The sequence below is a fragment of the Methylocystis suflitae genome, from assembly GCF_024448135.1.
GTDB classification, from domain to species: domain Bacteria; phylum Pseudomonadota; class Alphaproteobacteria; order Rhizobiales; family Beijerinckiaceae; genus Methylocystis; species Methylocystis suflitae.
In genome coordinates this window covers 1-5285 of the sequence record NZ_JAMRYX010000074.1, presented here as the reverse complement: position 1 = coordinate 5285, position 5285 = coordinate 1, and the positions used below count along the sequence as shown (strand labels likewise).

At 62.0% G+C, this 5285-nt stretch carries 9 protein-coding genes; 5 read left to right on the top strand and 4 right to left on the bottom strand.

What is annotated here, in order from left to right; translation table 11 throughout:
• The 3 genes from tsaB to NEI07_RS06185 all read right to left on the bottom strand — a co-directional run.
• On the bottom strand, positions 1 to 397 hold a 397-nt coding region (gene tsaB, locus NEI07_RS06195), incomplete at its 3' end, for a tRNA (adenosine(37)-N6)-threonylcarbamoyltransferase complex dimerization subunit type 1 TsaB (protein WP_256033420.1).
• Between the two features lie 60 nt (positions 398 to 457).
• Positions 458 to 1015, bottom strand: coding sequence for a NifU family protein (locus tag NEI07_RS06190; RefSeq protein WP_256033419.1), 558 nt, complete (start codon positions 1013 to 1015; stop codon positions 458 to 460).
• 82 nt (positions 1016 to 1097) lie between these two features.
• Positions 1098 to 1343, bottom strand: a complete 246-nt coding sequence (locus tag NEI07_RS06185) for a hypothetical protein (protein ID WP_256033418.1) — start codon at positions 1341 to 1343, stop codon at positions 1098 to 1100.
• 65 nt (positions 1344 to 1408) lie between these two features.
• Here NEI07_RS06185 and NEI07_RS06180 point away from each other — a divergent pair, with 65 nt between their 5' ends.
• The 3 genes from NEI07_RS06180 to NEI07_RS06170 all read left to right on the top strand — a co-directional run bounded on the left by NEI07_RS06180 (position 1409) and on the right by NEI07_RS06170 (position 2585).
• A complete protein-coding gene (locus NEI07_RS06180) occupies positions 1409 to 1804 on the top strand; it encodes a nuclear transport factor 2 family protein (protein ID WP_256033421.1) in 396 nt (131 codons plus the stop codon).
• 116 nt (positions 1805 to 1920) lie between these two features.
• A complete protein-coding gene (locus tag NEI07_RS06175) occupies positions 1921 to 2238 on the top strand; it encodes a hypothetical protein (protein WP_256033417.1) in 318 nt (105 codons plus the stop codon).
• Between the two features lie 35 nt (positions 2239 to 2273).
• Positions 2274 to 2585: a hypothetical protein gene (locus NEI07_RS06170; RefSeq protein ID WP_256033416.1), complete on the top strand. Its 312-nt coding sequence runs from the start codon at positions 2274 to 2276 to the stop codon at positions 2583 to 2585.
• A 5-nt stretch (positions 2586 to 2590) separates the two neighbouring features.
• Here the strand turns inward: NEI07_RS06170 and NEI07_RS06165 are convergent, their stop codons facing one another.
• A complete protein-coding gene (locus NEI07_RS06165; protein WP_256033415.1) occupies positions 2591 to 3418 on the bottom strand; it encodes an RNA methyltransferase in 828 nt (275 codons plus the stop codon).
• Positions 3419 to 3567: 149 nt separating this feature from the next.
• On the opposite strand from NEI07_RS06165, the gene NEI07_RS06160 reads away from it, so the two are divergent.
• Positions 3568 to 4779 carry an NADP-dependent isocitrate dehydrogenase gene (locus NEI07_RS06160; RefSeq protein WP_256033414.1) on the top strand — a complete coding sequence of 404 codons (1212 nt, stop codon included), beginning with the start codon at positions 3568 to 3570 and terminating at the stop codon, positions 4777 to 4779.
• A gap of 81 nt (positions 4780 to 4860) precedes the next feature.
• Entirely contained in the window at positions 4861 to 5277 is a 417-nt protein-coding gene (gene dksA, locus NEI07_RS06155; RefSeq protein ID WP_014890379.1) for an RNA polymerase-binding protein DksA, read from the top strand.
• The last annotated feature ends 8 nt before the right edge of the window (positions 5278 to 5285 follow it).

Here is a 5285-nt window from a genome sequence, read left to right as displayed (position 1 = left end):
CTGGGCCAAAGGCGGCGATGTAGACTTTGTCGTGGCGCGCGTCGATCGCCGCCGCGACGACGCCGTCGAAAGGATCGATAATCAGCGGCGCCGCAAGCGCGGCCAGCGTCGAGACGCCGACGATCTCGGCTTTGCAGGCGAGCGCGATCGCCTGACCGGCGGCGAGGCCGATACGAATGCCGGTGAAGGAGCCGGGGCCGACCGTCACGGCGATCCGATCGAGCGAGGCGAAGCCGCCGTCGACCTTGGCCATGACTCGTCGGATGAGCGGCAGCAGCGCCTCGGCGTGGCCGCGCTCCATCTCCACAGATTCGGCGGCGATCGGCGCCGCCGCGTCATGGTCCAGCACGCAGGCCGAGACGGCTGGCAGAGCGGTGTCAATCGCAAGGATTCTCATGATTCGTCGATTATGACGGTTTTCGAAGCGCGATCAATGTCGTCTCCGGAGACGCCGCCCCTACGCAGGCTCGACCGCCTTCACCTGTGGCAGGAAATGCTTGAGCAGGTTCTCGATGCCGTTGCGCAAAGTGGCGGTGGACGAGGGGCATCCGGAGCAGGCGCCCTTCATCGCAAGATAGACGACGCCATCCTTGAAGCCGCGGAAGACGATGTCGCCGCCGTCGCCGGCGACCGCCGGACGCACGCGCGTCTCGATCAGCTCCTTGATCGTGGCGACCGTCTCCGCGTCGGTTGAGTCATAGAACTCGCCGCTGGGCTGCGCCGGCGCCGCGCCTTCGGTCAGGAGCGGCGCGCCGGAGGCGAAATGCTCCATGATCGTGCCCAGAATAGCGGGCTTCAGATGCGGCCATTCGGCGCCGTTCTTCGTCACCGAGACGAAATCCGCGCCATACATCACGGCTTCGACGCCATCGATGGAGAGCAGCGCCTGAGCGAGAGGCGCATGGGCGGCGGCGTCGCGCGAGCGGAATTCCATGGCGCCCTGGCCCAGGACGTCCTGGCCCGGCAGAAACTTGAGCGTTGCGGGATTAGGGGTGGCTTCAGTCTGGATGAACATCGGGAGACTCCTACGTCCGGTTCAAGGCCGGCGGAAGTGCGCGAATATCACAAATTGAGCGCTCTGTGACATCTCGACAGTACTACTTAAGCGCTTCGCCGCAGTCTTGCGAGGCCCTTCGCCGCGCGCGCCACCGCTTGAGCGCGACCCCCGCCCACACCGCTTCGACCAGGCCGAAGGGCCAAGCGCCTTGAAGAAATCCGTAGACTGATCCCAAGGCGCAGGCGACCGCGAATCCCAGCACGAACCAATGGCTGCGTTCCTCCATTGAATAAGTGAGCAGCATCGCGCTTACTGCGAAGAGCCCGAACCAGGTCAGCGCATCCATCGACCCATCTCTTTGGACCCCGTCTTGCATTTGCCATGCCCAAGAGAATCTCGCAGTGTCCCCCGATGGATGAAACCTCGCTGCTCGACGCCAACGCCGCTTATTATCAGGCCTTCGCCGCACGTGACCTTGGCGCTTTGAATGATCTTTGGGCGGAGGAGGGCTGTTCCTGCGTTCACCCAGGATGGCCGGCGCTCGTCGGGCGCATGCCGGTGCTCGCCTCCTACCGCGATATTTTTCGCAATCCGGCGCAGGAGGCGGTCACAATTCGAGATCCACAGACGCTCATCGAGGGGAGCGACGGCCGGGTCTTTTGCATCGAGGAGGTCGGCGGCGGCCTGCTGCTCGCGACCAATTGGTTTCGCTGGAGCGGGGAGCGCTGGCGGCTGGTGCACCATCAAGCGAGCCCGCTCGCCCCGCCGCCTTCGGCGCGGCGGGAAAGCAAGCAGTCCTTCCATTAGAATTGATCGAGCGCCGCGCCGCCCTCGGGTCGCCTGGCACAGGAGTTTGGTCTCTTAAGCTTCGCGCTGCGCCTGCTATAGCGAAGTTGGCTTATGGGCTGGCTATGTGGAAAACGTTGAAGAAAGCATTTTGGGCGGGACCCGACTCGGCGCTTTTCGGTCGAGTTGTTCTTGCGTGCAACCCTCGCCGCGGACTTGAGTCATATTGCAAATTGCAGGTTCGAGTGAAAACGGCGGCCTGTGGAGAAGAAAAGCCGTACGTAAACGTCAAGTTTCTGGCCGACCCATGGATGAATATCGACTACGGCGTACTGCCTGTCTACATCGATTTTGATCTGTCGACAGCGAAAAAGCTTCGAGACGATCTCAAACAATCTATGGACGCTGCGGAGGCGTGGGAGCGTCGCTGCGGCAACTGGAGTGGCTCCCGCTGAGTGGTCGTCTCAATTTGAAGAGCGCAAGTTCCGCGATGGGCAAGATGTGGGACACCATACGGAAGTTCATGCCGCAGCACCGCTCCCTTTCCGCGCTAGATGGCAGCACCGTCTTCGCATGCAGACCCCGGGAGGGCCTTGTCGAATACGCAGCGATGCAGGTGAGTCTGAAGCGGACCGGCGCTGGCGCAAATCGGCGGCTATACGTCGACGTCAAGCTTGTCGCCGAGGGTTGGACGAGAGTCCTTCAGCCGGTCGGCTATATCAACTTTGACATGGTGACCGTGCGGCGACTTCACGACGACCTGGAACAATGCATCAAGGTCATGGAGGCGCAGGAGCGTTAGCATGCCTATTCCGCGCCTTCCGCCTGTTTTTTCCGGCTCGTCTTCTTCGGCTCACGGCGCGGGCCTTCCACCAGCCGCACGACCATGCCCCACAGCGTGCGCACGTCCTGCTCGGTGAGGCCCATGCGGTGGAACATGTTGCGCAGGTTGCGCGACATGACGGGCTTTTTCGTCAGCGGACGGAAAAAGCCGCGCTTGTCGAGTTCGCCTTCGAGGAAATCGAAAAAGGCGAGCGTCATCTCGCGCGTCGCCGGGGGCGAACGCTCTTCGATCTCGAAGGGAATGGCGTCGCCATGCGCGGCGCGAAACCATTCATAGCCGGTGAGCAGCACCGCCTGCGCGAGATTGAGCGAGGCGTAGGCGGGATTGACCGGAAAGGTGAGGATGGCGTCGGCGAGCGCGACGTCGTCATTGTCGAGGCCGGTGCGCTCGGGGCCAAACAGCACGCCATGTTTCTCGCCCGCCGTCATGCGCGCCGCCGTGGCCGGCATCGCCTGCGCCGGCGTCAGCACCGGCTTCATCTGGCCGCGTCCGCGCGCGGTCGCGGCGTAAACGAAGGAAAGATCCTCGATCGCCTCGCGCACGCTCTCGTAGAGTTTCGCGCTTTCGAGAAGATGCACGGCGCCGGCGGCCGCCGCATAGGCGCCCTTGCGATAGGCGCCGGTGCGCGGCCAGCCTTCGCGCGGCGAGACGAGGCGCAAATCGGAGAGGCCGAAGTTGGCCATGGCGCGTGCGCACATGCCGATGTTGACGGCGAGCTGCGGACGCACGAGCACAATCGCCGGCCCCCCGGAAAGGGCCGTCTTGCTGCGATCCGTTCCGGCCCCGACCAATTCGACTCCTTGCCCCAAAGCGGCCGGCAAATTAGGGCGGAAAGCGCGCGGGGGGAAGGGCGCTTCGGCGCTCAGAGAAAGGCCGCCCAATTGCTACCCAAAACCTCTAGCCGACGCTATAAGGCGCGCGGCATAGGAGGAGCCGGCGCATGCGGAAGATCAAGGTTGCAAGCCCTGTCGTCGAACTCGACGGCGACGAAATGACCCGCATCATCTGGGCCGCCATCAAAGAAAAGTTCATTCGGCCCTATCTCGACGTCGATCTCCTTTATTACGATCTCTCGATTCAAAATCGCGACGCCACCAATGATCAGGTGACGATCGACGCGGCTTACGCCATCAAAAAGCATGGCGTCGGCGTGAAATGCGCGACGATCACTCCCGATGAAGCGCGGGTGAAGGAATTCCATCTCAAGGAGATGTGGAAATCGCCGAATGGCACGATCCGCAACATCTTGGGCGGCGTCATCTTTCGCGAGCCGATCATCTGCAGAAACGTGCCGCGATTGGTCCCAGGATGGACGCAGCCGATCATCGTCGGGCGCCATGCTTTCGGCGATCAATATAAGGCCACTGACTTCAAAGTGCCGGGCAAGGGTCGTCTGACGATCAAATTCGAAGGCGTCGACGGCGACGTCATCGAGAAGGAAGTCTTCAATTTCCCCGGCTCCGGCGTCGCGCTGGCGATGTACAATCTTGACGAGTCGATCAGCGAATTCGCGCGCGCCACGTTCAACTACGGGCTCACACGCAGATATCCGGTGTATCTGTCGACCAAGAACACGATCCTCAAGGCCTACGACGGCCGTTTCAAAGATTTGTTCCAGGAGATTTACGACGCCGAGTTTAAATCGAAATTCCAGGCGGTCGGCCTCACTTACGAGCATCGTCTGATCGACGATATGGTCGCCTCGGCGCTCAAATGGTCGGGGGGCTACATCTGGGCGTGCAAGAATTACGACGGCGACGTCCAATCCGACACGGTGGCGCAGGGCTTCGGGTCGCTCGGTCTGATGACGAGCGTGCTCATGACGCCGGACGGCCAGACCGTCGAGGCCGAAGCCGCTCACGGCACGGTCACGCGCCATTATCGCGAGCACCAGAAGGGGCATGAGACCTCGACCAACTCGATCGCCTCGATTTTCGCCTGGACGCGCGCGCTCGCGCATCGCGGCAAGCTCGATGGGAACGACGAGCTGATCCGCTTCGCCCGCACGCTCGAGGAAGTGTGCGTCGCGACCGTCGAGTCGGGCTTCATGACCAAGGATCTGGCCCTGCTTGTCGGCTGCAATCAGAAATGGCTGTCGACGACAGGCTTCCTGGACAAAGTCGATGAAAATCTGCGCAGAGCCATGGAGTGAGGGCGGCGCGGGGAATGATTGTATGTGGCGCCCGTCGCGGCTATATAGGCGTCGCCTATAGGCCAATTAAGGATTCGCGAGATGGCGGTGGATCTGGAAGAAACGTATAAGCCTTCCGAAGACGAACCCTTCATGTGCGATCGGCAGCGCGAATATTTCCGGCGCAAACTGCTGGCTTGGAAGGAGGACATTCTACAGGAGAGTCGCGAAACGCTGGCCACTCTGCAGAATGAAAACGAAAACCATCCTGATCTGGCAGATCGCGCGTCGTCCGAAACGGACCGCGCCATCGAACTGCGCGCGCGCGACCGGCAGCGCAAGCTCATCGCCAAAATCGACGCGGCGCTGACGCGCCTCGACGACGGCAGTTACGGCTATTGCGAGGAAACGGGGGAGCCGATCTCCCTCAAGCGCCTCGACGCGCGTCCGATCGCGACGCTGTCGATCGAGGCGCAGGAGCGTCATGAACGGCGCGAAAAAGTCTATCGAGACGATTAAGTCCGAGG